This is a genomic window from Citrobacter sp. wls717 (assembly GCF_005280955.1).
GTDB classification, from domain to species: Bacteria; Pseudomonadota; Gammaproteobacteria; order Enterobacterales; family Enterobacteriaceae; genus Citrobacter; species Citrobacter werkmanii.
The window spans coordinates 127,364-151,660 of sequence record NZ_SZWW01000007.1 but is presented as its reverse complement, the minus strand read 5'-3'; the positions used below and the strand labels follow the sequence as shown (position 1 = coordinate 151,660).

At 48.7% G+C, this 24,297-nt stretch carries 19 protein-coding genes; 8 read left to right on the top strand and 11 right to left on the bottom strand.

The window, feature by feature from the left end; genetic code table 11:
- Positions 1 to 20: 20 nt before the first annotated feature.
- Positions 21 to 1,190, bottom strand: coding sequence for a 2-methylcitrate synthase (prpC, locus tag FDX09_RS05490; RefSeq protein ID WP_038637983.1), 1,170 nt, complete (start codon positions 1,188 to 1,190; stop codon positions 21 to 23).
- A gap of 80 nt (positions 1,191 to 1,270) precedes the next feature.
- Entirely contained in the window at positions 1,271 to 2,152 is an 882-nt protein-coding gene (gene prpB / locus FDX09_RS05485; protein ID WP_038637980.1) for a methylisocitrate lyase, read from the bottom strand.
- A gap of 251 nt (positions 2,153 to 2,403) precedes the next feature.
- Between prpB and prpR the strand changes: the two genes are divergently transcribed.
- Positions 2,404 to 4,017 (top strand): propionate catabolism operon regulatory protein PrpR, encoded by a 1,614-nt coding sequence (gene prpR, locus FDX09_RS05480; RefSeq protein WP_137346899.1) that lies wholly within the window; start codon positions 2,404 to 2,406, stop codon positions 4,015 to 4,017.
- 32 nt (positions 4,018 to 4,049) lie between these two features.
- On the opposite strand, the gene yahO is transcribed toward prpR, so the two are convergent.
- On the bottom strand, positions 4,050 to 4,325 hold the full coding sequence (gene yahO, locus FDX09_RS05475) for a DUF1471 family periplasmic protein YahO (protein ID WP_006685820.1): 276 nt from the start codon (positions 4,323 to 4,325) through the stop codon (positions 4,050 to 4,052).
- 338 nt (positions 4,326 to 4,663) lie between these two features.
- On the opposite strand from yahO, the gene FDX09_RS05470 reads away from it, so the two are divergent.
- The 4 genes from FDX09_RS05470 to FDX09_RS05455 all read left to right on the top strand — a co-directional run bounded on the left by FDX09_RS05470 (position 4,664) and on the right by FDX09_RS05455 (position 8,760).
- A complete protein-coding gene (locus FDX09_RS05470; protein ID WP_038637976.1) occupies positions 4,664 to 5,296 on the top strand; it encodes a LysE family transporter in 633 nt (210 codons plus the stop codon).
- A 79-nt stretch (positions 5,297 to 5,375) separates the two neighbouring features.
- Positions 5,376 to 6,764 carry a diguanylate cyclase gene (locus FDX09_RS05465; protein WP_137346898.1) on the top strand — a complete coding sequence of 463 codons (1,389 nt, stop codon included), beginning with the start codon at positions 5,376 to 5,378 and terminating at the stop codon, positions 6,762 to 6,764.
- A 220-nt stretch (positions 6,765 to 6,984) separates the two neighbouring features.
- Positions 6,985 to 8,079 carry a 4Fe-4S binding protein gene (locus tag FDX09_RS05460; RefSeq protein WP_137346897.1) on the top strand — a complete coding sequence of 365 codons (1,095 nt, stop codon included), beginning with the start codon at positions 6,985 to 6,987 and terminating at the stop codon, positions 8,077 to 8,079.
- A 171-nt stretch (positions 8,080 to 8,250) separates the two neighbouring features.
- On the top strand, positions 8,251 to 8,760 hold the full coding sequence (locus FDX09_RS05455) for a hypothetical protein (protein WP_038637968.1): 510 nt from the start codon (positions 8,251 to 8,253) through the stop codon (positions 8,758 to 8,760).
- A gap of 100 nt (positions 8,761 to 8,860) precedes the next feature.
- On the opposite strand, the gene foxA is transcribed toward FDX09_RS05455, so the two are convergent.
- The 7 genes from foxA to pepT form a co-directional block, all read right to left on the bottom strand.
- Entirely contained in the window at positions 8,861 to 10,969 is a 2,109-nt protein-coding gene (gene foxA / locus FDX09_RS05450) for a ferrioxamine B receptor FoxA (RefSeq protein WP_137346896.1), read from the bottom strand.
- Between the two features lie 121 nt (positions 10,970 to 11,090).
- Complete coding sequence (locus FDX09_RS05445) at positions 11,091 to 12,074, bottom strand: AraC family transcriptional regulator (protein ID WP_085047682.1); 984 nt, start codon at positions 12,072 to 12,074, stop codon at positions 11,091 to 11,093.
- A gap of 173 nt (positions 12,075 to 12,247) precedes the next feature.
- Positions 12,248 to 13,831, bottom strand: coding sequence for a methyl-accepting chemotaxis protein (locus FDX09_RS05440; protein ID WP_137346895.1), 1,584 nt, complete (start codon positions 13,829 to 13,831; stop codon positions 12,248 to 12,250).
- Positions 13,832 to 14,146: 315 nt separating this feature from the next.
- Positions 14,147 to 14,395, bottom strand: a complete 249-nt coding sequence (locus tag FDX09_RS05435) for a hypothetical protein (protein ID WP_038637956.1) — start codon at positions 14,393 to 14,395, stop codon at positions 14,147 to 14,149.
- A gap of 15 nt (positions 14,396 to 14,410) precedes the next feature.
- Positions 14,411 to 15,040: a DUF2913 family protein gene (locus FDX09_RS05430; protein ID WP_069323895.1), complete on the bottom strand. Its 630-nt coding sequence runs from the start codon at positions 15,038 to 15,040 to the stop codon at positions 14,411 to 14,413.
- A gap of 299 nt (positions 15,041 to 15,339) precedes the next feature.
- Positions 15,340 to 16,701 carry a C4-dicarboxylate transporter DcuC gene (gene dcuC, locus FDX09_RS05425; RefSeq protein ID WP_137346894.1) on the bottom strand — a complete coding sequence of 454 codons (1,362 nt, stop codon included), beginning with the start codon at positions 16,699 to 16,701 and terminating at the stop codon, positions 15,340 to 15,342.
- Entirely contained in the window at positions 16,698 to 17,954 is a 1,257-nt protein-coding gene (gene pepT, locus FDX09_RS05420; protein ID WP_137346893.1) for a peptidase T, read from the bottom strand. The genes dcuC and pepT overlap by 4 nt, the downstream gene beginning before the upstream one ends.
- A gap of 1,400 nt (positions 17,955 to 19,354) precedes the next feature.
- Here pepT and FDX09_RS05415 point away from each other — a divergent pair.
- Both FDX09_RS05415 and FDX09_RS05410 read left to right on the top strand, forming a co-directional pair.
- Positions 19,355 to 19,612 carry a YjhX family toxin gene (locus FDX09_RS05415; protein WP_042310296.1) on the top strand — a complete coding sequence of 86 codons (258 nt, stop codon included), beginning with the start codon at positions 19,355 to 19,357 and terminating at the stop codon, positions 19,610 to 19,612.
- Positions 19,613 to 19,622: 10 nt separating this feature from the next.
- On the top strand, positions 19,623 to 20,369 hold the full coding sequence (locus tag FDX09_RS05410) for a class I SAM-dependent methyltransferase (protein WP_069323894.1): 747 nt from the start codon (positions 19,623 to 19,625) through the stop codon (positions 20,367 to 20,369).
- Positions 20,370 to 20,412: 43 nt separating this feature from the next.
- On the opposite strand, the gene FDX09_RS05405 is transcribed toward FDX09_RS05410, so the two are convergent.
- Entirely contained in the window at positions 20,413 to 20,988 is a 576-nt protein-coding gene (locus FDX09_RS05405; protein ID WP_087857002.1) for a DJ-1/PfpI family protein, read from the bottom strand.
- A gap of 952 nt (positions 20,989 to 21,940) precedes the next feature.
- On the opposite strand from FDX09_RS05405, the gene FDX09_RS05400 reads away from it, so the two are divergent.
- Positions 21,941 to 24,163 (top strand): EAL domain-containing protein, encoded by a 2,223-nt coding sequence (locus FDX09_RS05400; protein WP_137346892.1) that lies wholly within the window; start codon positions 21,941 to 21,943, stop codon positions 24,161 to 24,163.
- The last annotated feature ends 134 nt before the right edge of the window (positions 24,164 to 24,297 follow it).

The following is a 24,297-nucleotide window of genomic DNA, read 5'->3' as shown; positions in this document are numbered from 1 at the left end:
TTTATATTTAGAGGTTTTAATTAGCAACGCTTTTCGATCGGTACAAATACGCGATCTTCCGGGCCGGTGTAGTTGGCGGAGGGTCGGATAATTTTGTTGTCCTGGCGCTGTTCGATGATGTGCGCCGCCCAGCCGGTCACGCGGGCGATAACAAACAGCGGAGTGAACATTTCGGTCGGGACGCCCATCATGTTGTAGGAGACCGCCGAGAACCAGTCGAGGTTAGGGAACATCTTTTTGGTTTCCCACATCACCTCTTCCAGACGGTCGGCGATGTTGTACATTTTCAGCGAACCGCCTTCCTGAGAAAGCTGCTTCGCCACGCGTTTAATCACCTGATGGCGCGGGTCGGCAATGGTGTAAACCGGGTGACCAAACCCAATCACCACTTCTTTATTTTCCACGCGTTTGCGGATATCCGCTTCGGCTTCATCCGGCGTTTCATAACGCTGCTGGATCTCCAGCGAAACTTCATTCGCCCCGCCGTGTTTCGGCCCACGCAGCGCGCCAATCGCGCCGATAATCGCGGAATACATATCGGAGCCGGTTCCCGCAATCACACGACTGGTGAAGGTGGACGCGTTGAATTCGTGCTCGGCATACAGCACCAGTGAAATGTGCATCGCCTTTTCCCAGCTTTGCGACGGTTTTTCGCCATGCAGCAGATGCAGGAAGTGCCCGCCAATGGAATCATCGTCCGTTTCCGGCTGAATGCGCTCGCCGTTATGGCTGTAGTGATACCAGTACAAAAGGATCGAACTGAGGGACGCCAGCAGTTTGTCGGCAATATCGCGCGCGCCGGAAACGGTATGCCCCTCTTTTTCCGGTAGCGTACAGCCCAGCGCGGAGACGCCGGTGCGCATCACATCCATCGGGTGGGATGCGGCAGGCAGCGCTTCCAGCACGGTGCGCACGTTTGCGGGTAAGCCGCGCAGCGCTTTAAGTTTGCTTTTATAGGCGGTGAGCTCGTCGCGGGTAGGTAATTTCCCGTGGATCAACAGGTGCGCGACTTCTTCAAATTCGCACTGCTGCGCCAGGTCGAGAATATCGTAGCCGCGATAATGCAGGTCATTACCGCTTTTACCCACGGTGCATAACGCGGTATTTCCGGCGGCGACGCCTGACAGCGCAACCGATTTTTTAGGTTTAATGACATGCGTGTTGTTTTGCAGGATTGTTGTGTCGCTCATGTTGTCCTCGTCATTTTTATAATATGTAGGGTACAAATTTATTGCCGGATGGCGGCTTCGCCTTATCCGGCCTACGACGGTTACTTTTTTGTGTACAGCGCGTCGAGTTTCTCTTCGAACTGGTAGTAGTTGATGCTTTCGTACAGTTCGTTGCGCGTCTGCATAATGTCGATCACGCTCTTTTGCGTGCCTTCCTGGCGCAGCACGTTGTAGACCCGTTCAGCCGCACGGTTCATGGCGCGGAAGGCAGACAGCGGATACAGGGCCATGGCGACGTTCGCGCTACGCAGTTCATCGGTAGTAAACAGCGGCGTGGCGCCAAATTCGGTAATGTTAGCGAGGATCGGAACCTGCACCGCATCGGCAAACTGGCGGTACATCGCCAACTCGGTAATGGCTTCCGGGAACAGCATGTCGGCCCCCGCTTCGACATACGCCTGGGCACGATCGATAGCCGCCTCTAACCCTTCCACCGCCAATGCATCGGTGCGCGCCATAATCACAAAGTTGGGATCGGTGCGGGCATCCACGGCGGCGCGGATCCTGTCGACCATCTCTTCTTTAGAGACGATCGCCTTGTTCGGACGATGCCCGCAACGCTTGGCGCCGATCTGATCTTCAATATGCAGCGCGGCGGCACCGGCTTTAATCATCGACTTCACGGTACGCGCCACGTTGAACGCCGACGATCCAAAACCAATATCCGCATCCACCAGCAATGGCAGCGGGCAAACATCGGTGATACGACGAATATCGGTCAGTACATCATCAAGGGTAGAAATACCGAGATCCGGCAGACCCAACGACCCCGCCGCAACGCCGCCGCCAGAGAGATAAATCGCCTGATACCCGGCACGCTGAGCCAGCAGAGCGTGATTGGCGTTGATGGTGCCGACGATTTGTAATGGGTTTTCTTTGCTGAGCGCGGCGCGAAACGCCAGCCCTGGAGAGTGTAGAGACATATCCGTCCTCTTGTTATCAACTTGTTACCATTCGTTGATTTACCTAAAGCAAGGGGTATGCCAAAGACCGAAACTTTTGTGCAAATTCAATTTTTACTTTTTAAAACAGATAATTACATTTAGAGCCTGTGTTTTTATTGCACAAAAGCGTGTCAGCTATCGTTTCATGAAACTGACTTGAATGTTTCATTGCAACATTTATGAAACACAACTAAACCCTTATACTCGGTTCCTTACTTTTTGGGTTGCTTATGGCTGATACGCATCTTCCGCCGCGAGTGAACGATGACAAACCGGTTATCTGGACGGTTTCGGTCACGCGCCTGTTCGAACTGTTTCGCGACATCAGTCTGGAGTTCGACCACCTGGCGACCATTACCCCTATTCAGCTGGGTTTCGAAAAAGCGGTGGCCTATATCCGTAAGAAGCTGGCCACCGAGCGTTGCGATGCCATCATTGCGGCAGGCTCCAACGGCGCGTATCTGAAAAGCCGTTTATCGATCCCAGTGATCCTGATTAAACCCAGCGGGTTTGACGTACTCCAGGCGCTGGCGAAAGCGGGAAAACTGACATCATCGATTGGCGTCATTACCTATCAGGAAACCATCCCCGCGCTAATCGCCTTTCAAAAGACCTTCAATTTGCAGCTTGAACAGCGCAGCTATATCACCGAAGAAGATGCCCGTGGACAAATCAATGAGCTGAAGGCCAACGGTACCCAGGCGGTGGTCGGCGCGGGGTTGATTACCGATTTGGCGGAAGAAGCGGGCATGACCGGCATTTTTATCTATTCGGCGGCCACCGTGCGTCAGGCTTTTGTCGACGCGCTGGATATGACCCGTCTGACGCTACGCAGAAACGGGCAATACGCCTCTGGCGATATGCTGCGCACCCGCTATGCGCTGGGAGATATGCGCGGTCACTCTGCGCAAATGGAACAGGTGCGGCACACCATTATGCTCTACGCCCGTTCGCGTGCGCCGGTGCTGATTCAGGGTGAAACCGGCACAGGTAAAGAGCTGGCGGCGCAGGCTATTCATCGTGAGTATTTTACGCGTCAGGAGAATCGGCGCGGAAAACCTTCGCCGCCGTTTGTTGCCGTCAACTGCGGCGCCATCACCGAATCATTGCTGGAAGCGGAGCTGTTCGGCTATGAGGATGGCGCGTTTACCGGCTCCCGCCGGGGAGGACGCGCGGGCCTGTTTGAAATTGCCCACGGCGGGACGCTGTTTCTTGATGAGATAGGCGAAATGCCGCTACCGTTACAAACCCGGTTATTGCGCGTACTGGAAGAAAAAGAGGTCACCCGGGTCGGTGGACATCAGCCGATTCCGGTCGATGTGCGGGTGATCAGCGCCACGCACTGCGACCTGGAACAAGAGATGAAACAGGGAGAATTTCGTACGGATCTGTTTTATCGCCTGAGCATTCTGCGCCTTAAACTGCCGCCGCTACGCGAGCGGCTGCCCGATATTCTGCCGCTGGCGGAAGGCTTTTTAAAACAGTCGCTGGCAGAACTGGATGTACCGTTTTCTGAACCCGTGCGTAAGGGATTAGCCCTGAGCCAGCCTACGCTGCTCAATTATGGCTGGCCGGGAAATATCCGCGAGTTACGCAATATGATGGAGCGTCTGGCGCTGTTTTTAAGCGTCGAACCGCAGCCGGAGCTGAACGTACAATTTCTACAGCAGCTATTACCTGAACTGGCCGCTGTTGCTGCCCCACCGCAGGTCACTTCATCACTGACGCCGCAGCAGGTGCTGGCGCAATTCAATGGCGATAAAACCGCGGCTGCGCGATATCTCGGTATCAGCAGAACTACGTTCTGGCGCAGGCTAAAAAAAAAAACCCCGCCAGTGCAATGACTGGCGGGTATGTTATCTTTCAGTACCGCGCATTATTTTTTCTTGTAAATATTGGCTGTACCGTGGATTTTATTGTCCGTTTGGCCGGAGGTTAATACCACCACATCTGCGCCTTTCTCTTCGGCTTTCTTCAGAAGGTCTTCTTTCGCATCAGCGGCTGATACTTCATTACTTGTTGAAATATCACCGATTTTGGTATATTGCGACTCAACCTTTTCAAACTCAACCTTCGTCATAAATTCCGCGGCATACGCGTTGGACACAACAAAAGCTAACGCACCAATAAGTACTTTAATTCCAGTTTTCATATAAAAGCTCCAGGTTTTGTTATATATGCCATCATCGCCCCCTGAACATTCGCCATGCGAGTCAAGGATGATTAATAAGTAGTTCAGGCCGCAAAAAAGATCCAGAGCTGGCGGAAATATAAAGATATTTTGCGTATCGCGTATAACAGAAGATCCCACGCCGCGGCATTATCCGGCGCAGTTGGGTTACAGAAACCAGGCGTAGACGCTATTGGCAAATTTAGGCGCATTTCACAATACAGTGTGAGTAAATACGCAGAATGACGAGCGCGCTAAAATTATAGTGTTAGCAGTCTAAGCATGCCCCTGGCCCGCTCTTACTAATGGAATCGTTGTTTATGGAACCTTTACACGCCGTCGTACTTACCATCAGCCTGTTTGTTTTAACCTTTTTTAATCCCGGCGCGAACCTGTTCGTGGTGGTGCAAACCAGCCTGGCGTCAGGACGACGCGCAGGGGTGATGACCGGTCTGGGCGTGGCCTTAGGCGATGCGTTCTACTCCGGCCTCGGGCTCTTTGGCATGGCGACGCTGATTACCCAATGCGAAGAGATATTTTCACTGATTAAAATTGTCGGCGGCGCCTACTTGCTATGGTTTGCCTGGAATAGTGTTCGTCATCAGGCTACACCGCAAATGCCAACATTACAGCAGCCGATTTCCGCCCCCTGGTATGTATTTTTCCGCCGCGGGTTATTAACGGATTTATCTAATCCGCAAACCGTTCTGTTTTTTATTAGTATCTTCTCTGTCACCCTCAGCGCAGAAACGCCTACGTGGGCGAGGCTCATGGCCTGGGCAGGTATTGTGTTGTCTTCCGTTATCTGGCGTATTTTTCTCAGCCAGGCGTTTTCTTTGCCCGCCGTACGCCGTGCGTATGGTCGAATCCAGCGGGTTGCCAGCCGGGTGATAGGCGCCATTATCGGCGTTTTCGCGCTCAGGCTTATTTATGAAGGTATCAGCCATCGTTAAGCGAGTTTAACTTGACCATCGTGACGTAATTGTCCGTAATACCGCCTGAATTTTAAATCGCATTTTGAGTGGCAGTGAGATGGAACAGGTTGCTCCGGTAAACGACACATTACTCCTTACAGAATGGCAGGCGTTGTTACGTCAAACATCCCCTGAAGTTCACACGATCCTGACATCATTAAGCGACGAAGAGATCCGCCATTTAGTGAGCGTTTTTTATGACTATATGCTCTCCCATGCGGAGAGCGCATTGTTCCTCAATACAGAACAGGTCAGCACCCGCCTTAGCGGCAGTATGTTTGACTGGCTACGCAGCGTACTTGGTAGCGCGAACGAAGACCTCTCACAACTGCTGGCAAAACAGCGCAAAATTGGCGTAGTGCATGCCCGCATCGGGCTGCCTATCGATCTGGTTAATCGCGGCGCGCGCAAGCTGAAAGATGAATTGTATCGGGTCCTGAAAAAGAAAGCGGACTACCCGCCCGCCCTGCTGAGCGATGCCATCTGTTTCAGCAGTCTGGCAATGGATACCGCCCTGGAGGCCATGACCGTCTCCTATTCCCCCAGCTATCAAAACTCACTGCATACCCAGGAACAGTATCGCCTGCAGACCATTTACGATGACGTTAACGTCGAACGCGAGCGACAAATACGTTCATTTACCGACTGGGAAAATCAGTTTATCTATAACATCGCCACCGGAATGCCTTTCGGGGAGCTGGTCCTTTTGGCGAATTCTGATTTTGGTATGTGGTTCGCGCATAAGGGAAAATACATTCTGGGCAACAGCAATCTGCTGAAAGAAATGGAGTCGCTGATTGCGGAAATCGACAACCGCCTGACAACCACGCTGTCGCATCAGCATCAGGCGACAGAGCCTGAACGGATGAGCTTGTTGCAGGATGTACGCCAGCTCTCGGCAAAAATCCATTTCCTGCTCGCCTCAATGTTCGACGCGCTGGTCAAGCAGGAAAATGGTAAAGACTCATTGACTCAATTGCTTAACCGACGCTTTATCCCGACCATTATGCGCCGTGAGATCTCGCTGGCGTTACATACCCGGAAGCCCTTTACCCTGGCGATGCTGGATATCGACTACTTTAAGCAAATTAACGACAACTACGGGCATAACACCGGTGATATGACGCTCAAAAACGTCGCGGCGGTTATTTATGATCATATTCGCAGTAGCGATTACGTGTTCCGCTACGGTGGTGAAGAATTTATGATACTGCTTGTCGAGTCAGATCAGTCTCAGGCCAGTATTATCCTCGAAACGCTGCGTATGAAAATTGCCGAGATGCGCATGGCGGCCTCAGTGACAGAAGTATTTTCTGTCACCGTCAGTATTGGCATCGCCGAATATGACTACCATCCTGACTACAAGCAGTTGGTTGATAAAGCCGATCGGGCACTGTACCTGGCGAAAAGTAATGGCCGTGACCGCGTAGAGATATTTCAGGAATAACCTATTTTCCCACGGAGAAATAAATACCCCGTTAAGGGTATTTATCTGACCTGCGATAAGTATCGGGCTGTTATTTTTATTCAGGCCTATTGGCGCTATAAAAATAACAGCCGCTTAATAAGATGCAAATCAAATACACCAAATCTGAATAGCGCTAGCATATCCCGATGATGACGCCTTCTGAATGCGGGAGGGGAAATATGAGGGATAGTGTAAAACCATGAACGGGAAAAAGAGCACGCGCTGGCAGCGCCGCCCAGGCACGACCGGAGGCAAATTGCCGTGGAATGACTGGCGTAACGCCAGTACCTGGCGAAAAGCCACCCAGTTTCTCCTGCTGGCCAGCAATATCTATATTGGCGTGACGTTTTATTATTGGGTCCGCTATTTTGAAACTGCCGGTACCAGCGTCTATATTCCAAGACCCGGCGGTATTGAGGGGTGGCTGCCGATCGCGGGTTTGATGAATATCCGCTACACGCTGGAGACCGGTTTTCTCCCGCCCATCCATGCCGCCTCCATGCTGCTGTTAGTTGCGTTTATCCTGATTAGCTTGTTGTTAAAAAAAGCCTTCTGTTCGTGGCTATGCCCGGTTGGCACGCTTTCCGAACTGCTTGGTACTCTGGGAAAAAAAGTATTGGGTCGCAACTTCACGCTGCCGCGCTGGCTGGATATCCCACTGCTCAGTCTGAAGTATCTGCTGTTGGGATTCTTTCTGTATATCGCTCTGTCGATGCCCGCCCAGGGAATCCAGTACTTTCTAATGTCGGCCTATGGCATGATCATTGACGTGAAGATGCTCGATTTCTTTCGTCATATCGGCTCCGCCACGCTTATTTTCGTGGTAGTTATCAGCGTTCTGAGCCTGTTTATTCGCAATGCCTGGTGCCGTTATCTGTGCCCTTATGGCGCACTGCTTGGCCTGTTCTCTCTGCTCTCGCCGTTTAAAATCCGGCGTAATGCAGACAGTTGCATTGACTGCGGGAAATGTGCGAAAAACTGCCCGTCTACTATCCCGGTCGATCGACTGATTCAGGTGCGTACCGTGGAATGTACTGGCTGTATGACCTGCGTTGAATCCTGCCCGGTAGCCTCTACGCTGAGCTTTTCACTGCACACCCCTGCGGGGGAACAAGGAAACGGCAAATCGTTATGGCGGCAAACGGCATTGTCAGGCGTTGTCATGACTATCCTGGTGCTGGGTATCCTTTTTGCCACCATTGGCTATGCGGTTTATGCCAATGTCTGGGATACGCCGGTGCCCGATCACATGTATTTCCAGCTGATCCCGAAGGCTAAAATGATCGGCCATTAATTTTTAATAACCCTGCCAATTCTGGCAGGGTTTCCCGCCTGTTCTGCCATTTTAAGACTATTGAACTTGTGCCTTCGCGCATCGGTTTATACAACCTTAACTATCACCTGTGATCATTCATTTTCTATTATGTTATGGGCGACTGCATCCAATAATAAACGGGACAGCATTATGACTAAAATAAAACTGGCACTGCTATTACCTCTGTTTCTGGCGGGTTGTACGATGAGCGACGGGGAATTAAGAAACGCTTACGCTCAGCATTATCAGCAACCCGCCGCCTATGTCGAGACTTATAAACAGAAGATAGCCAGTATGGATATTAATACCCTGGCCCAATATGCCGCAGCAGAAGATAAGAAAAAAATGCGTGGGCAGCCGAGACTGAAAATCGACCAATTCATTACCATTGAGAACGTGCAGGCGAAAGGGAATCGGGTAGTCTACGATTACTCGCTGTCAGAGAGCTGGCTGGCGCTGTCTGCGGACAAACAGCGCGAGAAGCAGATCAATATGAATAAAGATCTGATCTACCGTACCTGCTCACTGGAAACGGTACGTCTGGCGCAGGCGAAAGGGCTGGAAGAAGAGCATAACTATTACAGCCAGTACCCAGACAAAATCGCCTTTACTCTGAGAACCAGCGCGCAGATTTGTATGCAAAACGGTTTTACGCAATAGCCGCAACCCACTAGGCCTGATGCGCTGCGCTTATCAGGCCTACAATTTACACACTACAGTAGGCCGGATAAGGTGCCAGCGCCGCCATCCGGCTAAAGCATCAGAATTTCCAGGATACGCTGCCGACAATGCTGCGCTCAGCGCCGAAGTAGCAGTATGAGAGCGAATTACAGGCCGCAACGTAGCGTTTATCGGTTAGGTTGTTGACGTTCAACTGAGCACTCAGTCCCTTAATACCGATATTCGTTAAATCGTAGCCAATCGCCATATCCACCAACGTATAAGATGGCAGGGTGTGTGTATTCAGACGATCGCTGGTGATCCCGTTGACATAACGCACGCCCGAGCCGAGCGTCAGACCATCCAGCGGGCCGCTTTTCACATCGTAGCTCAGCCAGGTGCTGGCCTGATTCCGTGGAGCATACACGGCACGCTTGCCCTGCTCCTCCGGACTGCTTTTCTTGTAGCGGATGTCGGTGTAGGTATATGCCGCCTGCAGACGGAAGCTGTCCGTCAGTTGACTAATCGCCTCCAGCTCCACCCCTTCAGATTCAATTTCCCCAATCGAGCGATACGGATCGGTCGGCTCTTCTTTGGTGGCGATATTGGTTTGATTAATGCGGAACACCGACGCGCTGAACTGACTGTTAAGCCCTTCCGGCTCATATTTCAGCCCCGCTTCCCACTGCTTGCCTTTCATCGGCTCCAGCAGATTGCCGTTCTCATCGGCAAAGCTGGTTGGCGTAAAGGCGGTGGAATAACTCACGTACGGCGCAAAGCCGTTATCGAACAAATAGAGCAACGCGGCGCGGGTACTAAAGTTGTTTTTATCCAGATCGCTGCGGGTATCGTTGATCTTATCAATGTTAGAAACGCTGACCTGATCGTAGCGACCACCGAGCGTAATACGCCAGAGATCCCATGACATCTGATCCTGCAAATAGTAGCCCGTCTGGCGCAGCTTGTGCTTCTCACGCGCATACATGTCGATATAATCCGGCTTCGCGCCATACACCGGGTTAAAAGCGTCGATCGGCGGGAATGCGCCGTAGTAGCCGGTGGTATTGTTGCTGCGATCCTGATAATCAATGCCCACCAGCAGGCGATGGTTGACCTGCCAGGTATCAAAGCTGCCGTCGAGCTGATTATCCAGCGTAATCGCCGACATTTTTTCATCAGAGCCGGAATAGCCGCGATTAAGCTCGGTTTCGTTCAACCAGCCCGCCGCATACACCTGGTTCAGTTCAACGTCGGTATGCAGATAGCGCAGCTTTTGCCGCACCGACCAGCCGCTATCAAACATGTGCTCAATATTGTAGCCCACCATGTTTTCACGGCGATCGTATTTGTCGTAATCATCCTCACCTTCGTAAAAGGTGTTAGAGATCTTTTGCCCGTAATGCGGAACCACGGTGCCGTCATAAGGCAGACCGGAGTGGCTACCGCCTTCCGGGTCGCGATGCAGATAGGCCATCAGATCCAAACGCGTCTGGTCGGTGATCCGCCAGGTCAGACTGGGCATCAGCGCGTAACGCTCTTCTTTTAATGGGCCAAACTGCGAGTCCGCGTAACGCGTCATCCCGCTCAGGCGCGCCGCCACACGATCGTTATCATCCAGCGCTCCGGTGACGTCAAACGCCGCGCCGCGCTGGTTATTGTTGCCGGCAAACAGCTTCACTTCCCCACCCGCGTCAAACGACGGTTTACGCGACGTCAGCGCCACAATACCGCCCGGAGAGGAACGGCCATACAGCACGGAAGCCGGGCCGCGCACCACTTCGATATCTTCAAGGAACCACGGATCGACCACCAGCGAGCTGTGTGAGTTGGTGTCGCCCATCATCTTTAGACCATCGAGATAGACGTTGTCCAGGCTGCCATCGGAGAAGCCGCGCAGCACAATGTAGTCAAAGCGGTTGGAGGCGCCAATCTGATTGCTGTATACCCCCGGCGTATAGCTAACGGCCTGACGCACGCTGGTTGCGCCCTGCTCTTCAAACTGTTCGCGGGTAATGATGGATACCGATTGCGGGGTTTCAATATCCGGCGTGGCAAGCTTCGTGGCCCCGCTCTGCATTTGCGAGGTGACAACGACCGTATCGTTTTTTGTTGTTTCCTGCGCCAGCAGAGGAAAAGCCACACTGCCGGTCACCCATCCTACCAACAGCGCCAACCGAGTCTTCGCGAACATGAGTATCTCCAAAGGCATTTCTAATTGTAAGTGAGAATTATTACCTTTTTGCTGACGGAGATAGCTATGCCGGATGCCAGATTACCTATGTGCAGTGCCAAATTGTCTGCCAGCAACGTGCGCAAAACGCAAAAATGGATTAGCAAAGCTTGAGCATATCGCCTGGCGAAAAACCGTAACGACGACGAAAGGCAGTAGAGAAGTTGGTGGCGTGCTGATATCCCGACATCCAGGCAGCCTGCTGTACGCTGTATCCTTCCAGTAAATAACCGCGCGCGCGTTCCAGGCGGCAATCGCGCAGGTAATCAAAGACCGAACAGCCATAGGCTGCGCGAAACTTGCTACGCAGACTACTGGGACTCATTGCCGCGCGTTGCGCCAGTTCATTGAGCGTGTGATCATTCTCGGGATTCTGTTCCAACAGGCGACGAACGACTTCCAGCCGCTGCTGTTCCCCGCTGGCGGCGAGGCGTTTGCCGCTCTCTACCTGGCACACGCTGAGGCCATGGCCGAACAGTTGCAATATCAGCCCTTCCAGCATCAACTGGCGAGAAACATTGCTCAGTGCGCTCTGCTGCGCATACTCCAGGCCGCTGAGTAAAAATCCCGGCACCTGCCAGATAAGCGTCGGCGTCTGGCATCTTTCCCACTCACGCATCAACGATTCAAGTAGCCCCGTGCGCCACGCGCCGTCGGGATACAGACCGAGCGATAAAGTTCGCAGTTTGCAGTCGGCATGATGGCGGGCGCGCATCGTCTGGTGCTCGCTCAGGCGTGAGCTAAACGCCATGCCGGAACGCACCACGTGTTCCTGGCCGTTAAACGAGAGGATCACGCAGCCTTCCAGTACCACCAGCATATACAAGGGACTGCTGTGGCGGGAGGTGGTTTCATAGGGTTGCAACACCTGTACATCAGAGTGCGTCACACACATCCCGCAGGGGAGCGTCATCTCTTCGATTTCACCTTGCAGCACAGGGCTAGCGGACGGCAAATCCGGCTTTTGCGCCAGCAGGGGAAAGCAATAGTCGATCCCATAACGCTCACCAAAATCCATAAACTCGCTGACGGAAAAAGTACGCGCTACGCGTCTGGACGCATTCAGAGTGGTGGTGTTGTTCATGCTGTCTTCTGCACAGAAAATGGGATTAACAGTTTTTGGTCAGGAGCAACATTACCATTCCCTGCGCGACACAACAATAATAATGAGAATTATTATCAATATGATTGAGGCACTGTCTCCCGACGACCAGCCATCTCATCAGACTGAATTTACAGCTGATGAGATGGCATGTTCTACTGCTTGTCTTGGGTATCCTGCTGCGGCTTTTCATCAACCTGAAACACAGCCACGGCCTGGGATAGCATTGCCGACTGCTCTTCCACACTGCCTGTCGTGGCGGCGATTTCCTCAACCAGAGACGCATTTTGCTGAGTGACTTGCTCCATTTGCGTGACAGCAACGCGGATCTGCTCGATGCCGCTACTCTGTTCCCCCGATGCGCCGGATATATCTTCCATGAGTATATTGATATTGCGTATTGCCTTAGCAATGTCCGCCATCATGGCCCCACTGCTTTCAGCTATCTCCACCCCTTCCTTGACGCTGATTGCCGCCTTGGCCACCAGTTCGCTAATTTCTTTCGCTGAGGAGGCGCTACGTTGGGCAAGGGTTCTGACTTCACTCGCCACAACGGCAAATCCACGCCCGGATTCGCCAGCGCGCGCCGCTTCTACCGCGGCGTTTAAGGCGAGAATATTGGTCTGGAAAGCAATACTATCAATGACATGGGATATTTCATTCACGCTTTGCGCGTTGCGGCTGATCAGGTGAATTTTCTCAACCATGTCGCTCATTAAGCGCTCGCCACGCAATGCCATTTCCGTGCTTTCACTCGTCATGGCAGACGCCTGATGTGATTTATCGGTGTTATTTTTGGTTGTTACGGAAATCTGTTCCATACTGGCCGCCGTTTCAACCACGGCCGCAGCCTGTTGCTCCGTTCGGGTTGATAAGTCTGAATTACCCGAAGCAATTTCCTGCATGCCGATATTAATAGACTCAACGCCATCGCGAATCGTACTGACGGTCTCCCGCAGACCGTTTTGCATATGTTGTAAATTTAAACACAGTAAGCCAATTTCATTGTTACCCGGCACCTTAACGGGATGACTCAGATCGCCTTTACCAATCCGTGAAAAATGCTCAGACACGATATTTAATGGCCGAATGATTGTTCGGTTTATCCAGATATTGCAGAGAATAAAGATAAGAACCGTAACGGCCAGCAGCAAGGATATTTTAAGTATTGAGGCATTAAACTGAACGTATGTCTGTTCAACGATATTTTTACCGACCAACATGGTTGATTTGTAGTAGCTCTCAATCTCCTTATCAAAATTTTTTCGCAAAGCCAGCACCTCTGTGTTGGCATTTGTTTGTGTACCAACAATACTACCGTCAGAAATAGCCTCATTTAATTTATCAACATACTTTTGCTCAGCATTCATTTGTTGCTCAAAAGCAGTTCTGACGATTTTACCAATCTGGGGATCATCCGCCGTCAGTCCTGGTATATCCCAAAAAATAGCGAACTGCTTTCTGGCATAAGCTATCTCATCCTGCACCTGTCGCAATGTCTGTTGGGTAGCAGCCATATCTTGCAGTTGGATATTATCAAGAACGCTTCTTACTTTATAAACAGCCCCAACGACGTTATGCAGCGAATCCTGTTCCTTTACTATATTATGCAGTAGAAGGGTACTTTTTTGATTTCCTTTGAGATCGACCAACTCAAACCCATTAGAAAGGAACTGCATAAAGGTAAATACCAAAAGCAATAATAACAGACTGGTTTTAATCCTCATATTCTTTAACATTTGAACATCTCCATAACAATTAGCCAATCATCTATGACTAAATTGTTATCGACACGCCACGTAATATCTTAACCTATAAAATGGTTAATTATGAGAAAGTATCCCCGCTCAACTTAGCATAATAAATTACGTACACCGTGGTACACATGGCGGCAAATCGCCGTTTTATTACCGGGAGCAATTACACTATAAAAAAACCAACATTAATATTATTTATGGATGAGAAAGTAGTTATATTAAATACAATGCGCCACTGAGTATGGGCCAGATAGCCGTATCTGACCGGCATCAAGCGAACAAAGCGCCAGCCAAACGTCAGAGAATATAGACGGTCACTTTTTCCTGACGATCTGCCGGCACCCTTACCCATGACATTGAATCAACTGCAATTGTCGCCATTTCATTTTCTAACCGGAGTAGCGGCGTGCTGTTATCTGGCGCAGAAGAACTTTCGCCAATCTCGAGAATGCCCCGAAAAGATATAGATAAATTGTCAGCGGTATCAGACAGCCTAATCCATTCGGTCGCGATCTCTAACTTTTGCTTTAACAATTCTCTGTTCATAACTTGTTCTAATCATTACTTATCAGTAAGAAACTGGAAGTGATGAAATTCATTTGAAATATCTTTCACAAACTCTACCGGCAGGTGGTGTTTGATGAAGGTTAATTTTGCGAACTCAACATCGCCATACACCCGGATACAGAAAGGTTTGACTATCTCGCCCTGAGCACCAAAGCACTCCTGGAGTCTGGTATCATCCATAAAAATAAAGTTACCCTTTCTCACTTTAATCTTATCATGCAGGTCACGCCACTTCTCTGGTGTGAGTAGAAAGTTCTGCCATCCATTATTTCTCAACATTTCAATCGTGTGGGTGAATTTAAAATAATCATTTTGCATTGTCACATCACCACTTGAGGTGGCGTACAAGTATTCTATTTTAAATTTTAGTTGTGCATTGATGCTTTTTTTCTTACCTTCATCAATTAACCATTGAAGCTCATTGGCCACACTTCGTGAAAAGAGTTTTCTTTTTTTTGCGATGGCCAACCAATGCATAATAAAAATATGCTCTGACATTTTAGAGTGGATCTTGTGATCCTGTAATGCGATACCAATTGCCACTAACGCGCTCCAGGTGAACGCTTCCAGCTCATCCTGATAATGATGCCTCGATTTACTCACTTTTCCTAAATTTTTTACCACTTAAAACCTACCCAGAAAAATCATTATTGTATTTAATTTGTTACTACTCAATTTAAAAACCTACTACAACTAAAACCTGCATAATATGATCCAGATTAATTTATCTCAATGTAAAAAAAGAGCCATGAAACACATTATTTTTATTAATCATTTATAGTTAACAAGATTGACCACAAATAATAAGAATAGCTCGATAAAGATGAAAACTAATAATTATCCCGCGTAATCAATACAACAATGTATCAAACCAGAAAACCTCCAGATTCAATAAACCGGAGGTTTGTCTGGGCCTGCAATTGTTAGTAGAAAATACCGATGATTAGCGTATGCGTAACAAAGCCGACAATCAACGGTACGGCGGTACGTTTAACCACATCGAATGGAGTTATTTTTGCCCCGCTGGAAACGGCGATCACGACGCCAGATACCGGTGAAATGGCCCGTCCCATATGCGATGCCTGCTGCATCGGCAGAATCATGGCCACGGCGTTCGCCCCCATACTGGCAGCGATTTGCGGGATAAGCTCAACGAACGCAAGAAATGGCGCATTACCCGATCCCATAATGATAGCCGCCGCAAGCGTCACCAGCGCAAACACCACCGCCATGGCAAATGGCGGCAATCCCACGTGTTCGGCCATCAGGATTAATTGATCAATCGCACCAATGACTTTAATACCATGAGCAAAAACCCCCGCCGCAACCAGCAGGCCTACCACACCGGTAAAGGCAGTCCCCATTCCTTTCAGAAAATGGCTAAATCCTTCGCACACCGCCTTTAAATCTCGCACCCGCAGCCATTCAATCGACATACAAATAGCCATTGAAATAAGCACAATGGTAATGATATTCAGGTTAATACCACTGACGAACATTTCAGAGGATCCCACTGCCATCAGTATTGGAAGCATGGGAAGCAGCGCATAAAATGCGGGCGCAGTTCCTGAGTCAGTCACTTCAGCGCTACCGATTTCCCGTGGTAAGGTCCCCGCTTTACGGTCGCAATAGCGCTGCCAGAAAAAATGGCAGACACCCACGACCAAAACGGTAGCCAGAGCAGCCGGTCCCTGGTGGTAGACCACGTATTCCACCACATCCATATTGACCGCTTTCGATCCCCTGATAGCATCGATTGCCGTTGGGGTATACGCCACGCCCAGCGAGGTGGCAATTACCCCGGCAGCAGAGGCAGCGGAAAGCCCTAATCCCAGCATAATGGGGAACATTGTTCCCATCAGCAGTACGGCGAGTCCAGTGGCTGAAGGAATAGCTAACTGCAAGAGACTGGCGAGCAGGTACGAGAAAAAAAGCAGAATATAGGGCGAACGCAGCGCACGCAGGGGTTTTGTGACGACACGCACCACCGCCTCATTGGCGCCGATATGATCCATGTAGTGCGCAAATCCCATCAGCGCCATGATCATCAGGCCAAGATCGGCGGCTCGCGTGCTGAAGAGATCGCGCATAACCTCGAACGGATCGAGAAAGGAAATCCCCGTGCCAGCAACGCCTTTCGGTAGTACGGAACCCCACCCGGTGAGAGCGGTGCAAATCATCAGCACCAAACCCGCAATAAATAGCACGGGTTCCGCACGATAACCTTTCAGAATCAGACGAGCGACCACCACGATAACCAGCAGGGCAATTAACACCTGAATCATGACTGAGCTCTCCGCTGCGTGAACTCAGCAAAGGTTTCCTCAATGACCGCAACCACGACATCGCTGGCGGCCCGCAGTGAACGCACCGGCAGATATTCATAAATAGAGTGAAAATTATGGGCGCCGGTAAAAATATTCGGGCAAGGCAATCCTTTCTGCGATAAAACTGCACCATCATATCCGCCGCGCATGGCGACAGGTGCCGGGGGAATCCCACATTTCTGATAGGCGCGTAATGCAATATCAATCGGGTAGTGAGCATCACCCTGCAAACTATTGAACACGTTCGCATAGCGATCGGCTAAATGACAGACCACGCTATTTTCGCCCCATAGTGCGCAGGTACTGACGGCAAGCTGACGGATAAATGCCATACGCGCCTTATAGCCTTCTTCAGTGAAGTCGCGGATATCCAGCTTAAGCACCGTGCGGGCGCTGTTACCCTGCAACTGCTTAACCCAGTAATAACCTTCGCGCCCTTCCGTATATTCAGGCGCTTCTCCGCCAGGCAGCATCGCAATAAACTTATGCGCCATCAGCAACGAGTTCTTCAGCTTACCTTTGGCTGACATGGGGTGCGCAGACTGGCCGGTAAAGATGATTTCCGCATCGCCCGCATTCCAGTTCTCATAAACAAACTCGCCGATACCGCAACAATCCAGGGTGTAACCAAAATCAGCGCCGAAGCTGGCAACATCAAAAGCTTTTGCGCCACGCAATCCTTGCTCTTCATCAGGCACAAAACCCACCTTCACCGGCCCATGTTTGATTTCCGGATGTGCCACCAGATACTGTAATGCGTTCATAATTGCGGCGATGGCTGCTTTATCATCAGCCCCTAACAGGCTGGTTCCGTCAGTGACCAATAGATCATCACCGATATAATTTTTCAGTTCCGGGAACTCGCTTTCGCGCAGAAAAATATTCAGTTCTTTGTTCAGGCACAAATCCCCACCGCTATAGTGAAGACGTTGCGCATTTGTGTCCGCAGTCTGTTCCGCGCTGGTATCCAGATGTCCAAAGAATGAAACGACAGGAACCGTGTCATCGGTGTTCCCGGGCAGTGTCGCCGTTACGATGGCGGTATCCCTGACCTCAATGTTTTCCATTCCTAATGCTTCAAGTTCTGCTGCAAGCAGTTTTGCCAGTACCATTTGACCAGCAGAAGAAGGCATTATCCCATTTGCGCCATTTTCTCTTGAAGTCGTGGTATTAATTTTGGTGTAGTTGATAAAACGTTCAACAATATCCATTCCAGGAGGTCCTTTAATATTTTATTGACGAAATACTGTGAGAGGGGCTCGCGTACAGCGCGAGTGATATTAAACAGGGAACCAGATAAAATCAGCGTTCATCCCGGAACGCTGATTTTATGAGCATTACGACGTTGATTTATACCCTAAATAATTCGAGTTGCAGGAAGGCGGCGACGCAGCGAATTCCCAGGAGCATACATAAGTACGTGACTGGGCGAGCGAGGAAAGCCAACGCACATGCAGCTCGAAGTATGACGGGTATATATATGAATATAATGAGATGAGTCATTACGTCGGTGACAAAAACGCCTTACTGATGGGTAAAACCATACTCCCTGTCCATGTTCACTGTTATTTCCCATGGTGTTTAGCTAACAGAAATCATAAACGGCACTCGTAAGCCCAAGAGATAATAGAAATCATTTAGACTCCACTTCTCTATACCGGCCCAAGAGATAGCATTGCTATATTTTTTTAATGAACGAATACGGTGTCAGCAACATGCAACCGTTTGCACTTCTCTAGAAATAGCCACTTAGAGCACTAAAATCCGTGAGCAAACTCACAATTACATCAATAGCAAAAATTTCTATCATACTGAAAAACCGTGAATTATAAGAAATGCTATATAGTCCCCTGGTAAATAGATTCATTATGATACTATTCGACATTACCTTATTATCGATGGATAATACTTCCCTAACCGTTAATTTTAAACATTACCCACCATAATATTGGTATATATTGGTGATTAATAAAATCCTGCACCGGCAAAAAAAACCTCTGCCCTGAGAAGAGATTCAGGGCAGAGGTAATACGGGTGTTAAGGACAGATTTATAGTTTTAGTGATAACGGAAGAGCTTCTTGCGGAACCGAGTATACACAATTCATCGCATTAAGAAAATTCTTAAAATCAATTAATCACAAATTCGGTCGAAAACCATTAAAATAATAAAAAACGCCTTATCAAAACAGCAAATAAAGTGACAAAAAGATTAATCCATCCTAATCAATTGCGTGGCCCCAAATGCGCTCACAGTGCCGCGTTACCACAGATAACACCTTATGCGCAGACAGAATATCAAATTAATTTAATATTTTAATAGACACCTGACATAACAAAAATTTGCAGTTAATAAAGTCACTAAACGCTATAACTCGCTATAGATCACATTTTATGTACAAGGAGTTTTCTCTGGAGATTCTGGCTGGTATGATTCATCAGGTAAATACCTTTCAACTCAACCCGAGGCTTTGATGCTGGAGAATGTAATCATCAGATAATCAGCTTGCCGACCTTTTCAGGACGGACTGGTTATCAATGCGCCGAAATCGAATGCGGACACCGCAGTGTGTTTGCACGTTTTGCACATGATGATTAAACAGGTTTTCCAGTATGAATTTATCCCGTCAGGAACAACGTACCTTACACGTTCTCGCCAAAGGTGGTCGTATCGTTCACGTCCGCGACGCCTCAGGCCGCGTCACCTCCGTCGAATGCTACAGCCGCGAAGGACTACTGCTCTGCGACTGCACCCTCGCCGTGTTCAAAAAACTCAGAACCAAAAAGCTGATCAAATCTGTCAATGGTCAGCCCTATCGCATCAATACTACCGGGCTGAACAACGTTCGCGCCCAACTGGATAATCGCTAAGGAGAGAGAGATGGATATCCCAAAAATTTTTACTATCAGCGAAAGCGCTCATCGCATCCATAATCCGTTCACCGCGCAGAAATACGCCACGTTAGGCCAGGTGCTGCGCATGGAACCGGGAACCCGCATTCTGGATCTCGGCAGCGGCTCGGGCGAGATGTTGTGCACCTGGGCGCGCGATCATGGCATTTTCGGCATCGGTATCGATATGAGCCAGCTGTTTAGCAAGCAGGCAACGCTGCGCGCAGCAGAACTGGGCGTCAGTCAGCAGGTGAGTTTTGTCCACGCCGATGCAACGGGCTATATCGCTGAAGAAAAATGCGATATTGCCGCCTGCGTGGGCGCAACCTGGATTGCAGGCGGCGTCGCCGGAACGGTCAGACAACTGGAGCAGAGTCTTAAGCCTGGCGGAATCATACTTATCGGTGAGCCGTACTGGCGCCAGATACCCGCAACAGAGGAAATCGCCCAGTCCTGCGGCGCGACCGCTGTCGCCGATTTTCTTTCCCTGGCGGAACTCATTGCTTCTTTTGACCCGCTCGGCTATGACGTGGTTGAAATGGTTCTGGCTGACCAGGAAGGTTGGGACAGGTACGAGGCGGCAAAATGGTTGACGATGCGCCGCTGGCTGGAAGCTAATCAGGACGATGAGTTTGCAACTGAAGTCAGGGAGCAACTGAGAAGTTCACCGGGACGCCACGTCACCTTCACCCGGGAATACATTGGCTGGGGCGTGTTCGCACTCATGAAGAGGTAAGATGTGTGGTCGGTATAGCCGGGAGGTTATACCGACTTGCTCATCACTTTGCCGCTGGCTGCATTAATACTTCAACAAATTTAGCCAGCCACTGCGGATGCGCGGGCCAGGCTGGCGCAGTCACCAGATTACCGTCGACGTAGGCTTGATCAATGCCGATATCCGCATAATGTCCGCCGCTCAAACGCACTTCAGGCGCGCAGGCCGGATAGGCGCTACAGGTACGGTTTTCTAATATCCCTGCTGCCGCCAATAGCTGAGGGCCATGGCAGACGGCGGCGATAGGTTTACCCGCTGAGTTGAAATCCTGCACCAGTTGAATGACCTCCGGGTTCAGACGGAGATATTCCGGAGCGCGCCCGCCGGGGATCACCAACGCGTCGTAATCAACGGCCCGTGCTTCGGCAAAATTCGCATTCAACGTAAAACGGTGTCCCGGTTTTTCGCTGTAGGTTTGCGCCCCATCAAAATCATGAATCGCCGTTTGAACGTAATCCCCCTGACGCTTATCCGGACAGACTGCATCAACACGATGGCCCAGCATTTGCAACGCCTGGAAAGGAACCATCGTTTCATAATCTTCGACATAATCGCCAACTAACATCAGTATTTTCTTCATTCACGTCCCCCACTCACGGTTATTAATGATGAGAAATAGCGGCCATCTTTACTATAGTCCACGCGATAGGCGACATTGATAAATACAGCAGAACATTCGGTCTGATCACAATCTGCGCCAAGGCCCGCCAGATGGCGGCCTCAACGTAAACCTGCATGGTAAAATAGAGTTAATAAATATAAATTATATATAGCTGAGAAGTTTTAATATCAGCCAGCACCATCCATAATTTTATTATTTAATAAAATTATGCGCACTCGCGTTATTATCTATTATTATTTTATTCGCCTGCAGTCAGGTGAAAATACGCAAAGATTATTCCCATGATGACAAGATATTCGTTCGTCAGGCAAGGATTGGGTATGCTACTCGCCACGTGCCTGTGCGGGCCGGTCGGTCAATCGGCTGGCGGCGTTGGAATTCACTGCGCGATGCAGCAGTTGCCCTGTTAATCATTCGCGATGGCATTTTTGCAGGAGAGTGGGGATACTCGCGTTCCTGGCCACAAAAAAAGATTTCCTTAGAAAGGTATGACCACAGAGTAACTTAAAAAACAAAGCAACAAAATTAACAATAATGAAATAAATAACATTAATTAATAACACTTCAATAGCTTTCATCGATCTTTCATCGTATTTACGATCTGCCAAACCTATCGTTTAAATCTATCAAAATATTTATATTGATCGTTTTTATCGATCGTATATTCTGTATGAAATAAATGCTATTGACGGCATTTTTATTACCAGCGCAGTCAGAAAAATTCTTCTCTCTTGCGTTGTGTCGCACCAGAAAATTATCAAGGATTACGCTTAAAAATTTACATAACATCTATTCAAATAGATTTCAATTAGCAAGAACATCCAAAAATACACATTTTCAGCACCCGGGCTAACAGGTTTTAAGTAGATAGCTTACATTGAGAGCGGTGATAACTCACTGAGAATTGCGCATGATGATATCGTTAAAAAAAACGGAAAATATAAATTTCGTTAATACATTTAAAGACTATTTTTGTGTAGGCATCGCATTTTTTGCTTTACAGTTTGTCGCTGGTCATCTCAGTAAGCAGGAAGATATTGCGGGTGTAACCCTGCATTTTTACGATCTCACTTTACCTCTCATTTCCGCATTGCTGGTTTTATACAGGCAAAAGGCATTCCCCATTTTAGGTGCCTTTTTCTTGTATGCGCTCTACTCTTACTCATTAGATTCGCTGCTAACGTTATCAGCTCAGGCACTGGCCGCACTCATTAGCCAGACATTCTATGTGTTCTCGACAGGTAAACGAAGTGCCGTAAGCTTTGGCCGCAGCCAGCTTACAACCCTACGTATTGTTTGGCTGGTGTGCTGCAATTCCTTACTCTTTATCTCGATTGAACACTGGTTCCAGTCGCGAGTTATTTCTGAACCAATGACTCATCTTTTTACACTGCAAACATTAATTAACTTGCAGTGGTTGATGAACTCTTGCCTGACAGGGGTCCCTTTTTGTTACCTGTTGCTCAGAAGCGTTCAAAATCCAGTGTGGTGTATTTTACACATCAGGCATGTGAAGACATTGATAAAATCCGGCCCACCTATTTTATGTCAAGTATTATGGCTGGTCCTGTTAGTCTGCATTATGTCCGCTTTGATTGTCAGCAGACAGGATATACTCATATTTACTGACTACTCATTACTGTGGCTTCTTCCGCTCATGCTATGGGGAGTGATCTGTATTGGTCATGCTTTCATATCCCCTGTTTGGGTAGCGATGCTCATCTTGCTAGGATATAACATAAATAGTTATATCCCACCCGCTGACGATAAAAACTATTTACATAGTCTGGTGATTTCTTCTACGGTCGTGTTTGTCTTTTCGCTGACGATTGTCGTTGCCGGTGTACTTGCCATTCGTAACCGAAAATACCTCCGACGCCTCAAACAACTTTTTAGATCAGAGCCTAATACTGGACTGCCTAACTTTCAGGCCCTGCAAATGGATATTCGTAAATACTCAACTGAGTGTCTGTGTTACATCCGTTGTACTGAACTGAACACGCTAGAGCAAACGCATGGTATCGAGTTCCGTTTTGAGTTTGTAAAAGGGTTAAGCACCTATGTGCGTAAATTAATAAGCGGTGACGATAATATCTATTATGCCCCAGGTCACGGGATAATTCTTCGCCTTAATGCCATACCTGACATTTCTGAACTGTATAAAAAACTGAACTCTTTCCGTTTTATCTGGAAAGACTACCAATTGGGGTTATCTTGCGGTATGGCGTATACCACTGAGAAAAACCTGATTAAAAATTTATCGCTAGCTATTAAGCAGCTTAATACCCAAAGTTACATCTCGTTGATGCAGGGGCAACCGTTATTACTCAACCCACAAATGCCGGGTGATAGAATTGTCAGTCAGGCTGTGATTCGTCATATGTTGCAAAAAGCTATCGACAGACAATCGTTTGAACTTATGGCTCAACCTATCGTATCAACAATGTTGGTTGTTCAACCGATCGTGTCAACCACTGGACTGACACGTTATCACGAGATACTTATTCGGATAAAAATGGTTGATGGTAAATTAATCTTTCCAGATACCATCCTACCGGTTGCACGCGAGGCAGGACTACTCCCTGCGCTGGATATCACCGTGATTGAACAGACATTTCGTTTTATACAGTCACGACAGAAATCTGAACCCAACAGTCATTTTTCTATTAACCTGACCCCAGATTCGCTTAATAAAATTGATTTTCTTGATAATGTTTTTACCTTGTTTAGAAAATACGCCATCGCACCGGAACGTATCATTTTTGAAGTCATTGAGTCAGACATCATTGATAACGCCAATGTCACTGATGTTCTGAGAGCATTACGTAAAGCCGGTTCAAAAATTGCTATTGATGATTTTGGAACCGGAGCATCCAGTTATTCTCGTTTACGAACGTTAGACGCTGACATTCTGAAGATTGATGGCTCATTCATCCGTAATATTCTGACCGATGAGTTTAGTCGATGCGCAGTCAGATCATTCTGCGAAGTGGCGAAACTGAAAAAAATGGAAGTCGTCGCTGAGTTTGTTGAAAATGAGGAAATTGAAAAGATGCTAATCACGATGGGTATTGGTTGGTTACAGGGATACCATATAGGAAAACCCGTTCCTATAGAGTTAGCTCAATTGTAATTCAGTTATTATAATAATAATTATCTTACAACATTGATTCACTTACCGGCTCCCGTGCCGGTTTTTTTATTGTCTAATGCAAGCTGTACATTAATTAAAACAGCTATGCCGCAACTGTCTGCCGCGGCATAGCG

Bases quoted from the DNA above. Each gene is read 5' to 3' on its own strand.
- pepT (WP_137346893.1), bottom strand. From the start codon at position 17,954: ATGGATATTGTTGAACGTTTTATCAACTACACCAAAATTAATACCACG.
- FDX09_RS05465 (WP_137346898.1), top strand. From the start codon at position 5,376: ATGGAACAGGTTGCTCCGGTAAACGACACATTACTCCTTACAGAATGG.
- FDX09_RS05435 (WP_038637956.1), bottom strand. From the start codon at position 14,395: ATGAACAGAGAATTGTTAAAGCAAAAGTTAGAGATCGCGACCGAATGG.
- yahO (WP_006685820.1), bottom strand. From the start codon at position 4,325: ATGAAAACTGGAATTAAAGTACTTATTGGTGCGTTAGCTTTTGTTGTG.
- FDX09_RS05440 (WP_137346895.1), bottom strand. From the start codon at position 13,831: ATGTTAAAGAATATGAGGATTAAAACCAGTCTGTTATTATTGCTTTTG.
- FDX09_RS05400 (WP_137346892.1), top strand. From the start codon at position 21,941: ATGATGATATCGTTAAAAAAAACGGAAAATATAAATTTCGTTAATACA.
- prpR (WP_137346899.1), top strand. From the start codon at position 2,404: ATGGCTGATACGCATCTTCCGCCGCGAGTGAACGATGACAAACCGGTT.
- FDX09_RS05410 (WP_069323894.1), top strand. From the start codon at position 19,623: ATGGATATCCCAAAAATTTTTACTATCAGCGAAAGCGCTCATCGCATC.
- FDX09_RS05445 (WP_085047682.1), bottom strand. From the start codon at position 12,074: ATGAACAACACCACCACTCTGAATGCGTCCAGACGCGTAGCGCGTACT.
- FDX09_RS05415 (WP_042310296.1), top strand. From the start codon at position 19,355: ATGAATTTATCCCGTCAGGAACAACGTACCTTACACGTTCTCGCCAAA.
- foxA (WP_137346896.1), bottom strand. From the start codon at position 10,969: ATGCCTTTGGAGATACTCATGTTCGCGAAGACTCGGTTGGCGCTGTTG.
- FDX09_RS05405 (WP_087857002.1), bottom strand. From the start codon at position 20,988: ATGAAGAAAATACTGATGTTAGTTGGCGATTATGTCGAAGATTATGAA.
- dcuC (WP_137346894.1), bottom strand. From the start codon at position 16,701: ATGATTCAGGTGTTAATTGCCCTGCTGGTTATCGTGGTGGTCGCTCGT.
- FDX09_RS05455 (WP_038637968.1), top strand. From the start codon at position 8,251: ATGACTAAAATAAAACTGGCACTGCTATTACCTCTGTTTCTGGCGGGT.
- FDX09_RS05460 (WP_137346897.1), top strand. From the start codon at position 6,985: ATGAACGGGAAAAAGAGCACGCGCTGGCAGCGCCGCCCAGGCACGACC.
- prpB (WP_038637980.1), bottom strand. From the start codon at position 2,152: ATGTCTCTACACTCTCCAGGGCTGGCGTTTCGCGCCGCGCTCAGCAAA.
- prpC (WP_038637983.1), bottom strand. From the start codon at position 1,190: ATGAGCGACACAACAATCCTGCAAAACAACACGCATGTCATTAAACCT.
- FDX09_RS05470 (WP_038637976.1), top strand. From the start codon at position 4,664: ATGGAACCTTTACACGCCGTCGTACTTACCATCAGCCTGTTTGTTTTA.